The sequence below is a fragment of the Cupriavidus sp. GW822-FHT02D05 genome (genome assembly GCF_058802485.1).
Window position 1 is genome coordinate 1 of record NZ_JBXAOE010000085.1, and the last position, 967, is coordinate 967.

A 967-nucleotide genomic window follows, 5' to 3' on the forward strand; every position below is an offset into this window, starting at 1 on the left:
GCCAGCGGCGCGGCAAAGCGGAAGTTCTGCTCCACCATCACCACCGTGTAGCCCTTTTTCTTGAGCATCAGGATCATGCGCGCCAGCGCTTGCACGATCACGGGCGCAAGGCCCTCCGAGATCTCGTCGAGCAGCAGCAGGTTGGCGCCGGTGCGCAGGATGCGCCCGACGGCCAGCATCTGCTGCTCGCCGCCCGACAGGCGCGTGCCCTGGCTCTGGCGGCGCTCCTTCAGGTTAGGGAACATCTCGTAGATCTCGGCCTCGCTCATGCCGGTGACCGCGCTGGCGCCCTGCCCTTTCAGCAGCGGCGGCAACAGCAGGTTTTCCTCGCACGACAGGCTGGCGAAGATGCCCCGCTCTTCCGGGCAATAGCCGATGCCGCAGTGCGCGATCTTGTGCGTCGGCATGCCGATGGTCTCGGTGCCGTTGACGCGGATCGAGCCCTTGCGCTGGCCGGTCAGGCCCATGATGGCGCGCAACGTGGTGGTGCGCCCGGCGCCGTTGCGCCCCAGCAGCGTCACCACCTCGCCGGCATTCACGGTCAGGTCCACGCCATGCAGGATGTGCGATTCGCCATACCAGGCGTGCAGGTCCTTGATTTCTAGTGCGGGCGTTGTGCTCATCCTGGCTCCTCAGTGCGCGCCCTGCAGTTCAGCCTCGACGGTGCCCATATAGGCCTCCATCACGCGCGGGTCTTTCGATACCTCGGCGTACGGCCCTTCGGCCAGGATCGCGCCGCGCTGCAATACCGTGATCTTGTCGGCAATCGACGAGACCACGTTCATGTTGTGCTCCACCATCAGGATGGTGCGCCCCACCGCCACCTTGCGGATCAGCTCGGTCACGCGCGCCACGTCTTCGTGGCCCATGCCCTGGGTCGGCTCGTCCAGCAGCATCATCTCGGGCTCCATCGCCAGCGTGGTGGCGATCTCGAGCGCGCGCTTGCGGCCGTACGGCAGGTTGACCG

At 66.4% G+C, this 967-nt stretch carries 2 protein-coding genes; both read right to left on the reverse strand.

The annotated features are described in order from the left end of the window. A partial coding sequence (locus tag AC1RQK_RS40450; RefSeq protein WP_492815273.1) for an ABC transporter ATP-binding protein occupies positions 1–623 on the reverse strand: 623 nt, incomplete at its 3' end. 9 nt (positions 624–632) lie between these two features. Beyond that, positions 633–967 (reverse strand): ABC transporter ATP-binding protein C-terminal domain-containing protein (locus AC1RQK_RS40455; RefSeq protein WP_492815275.1); only part of this gene is annotated, 335 nt, incomplete at its 5' end.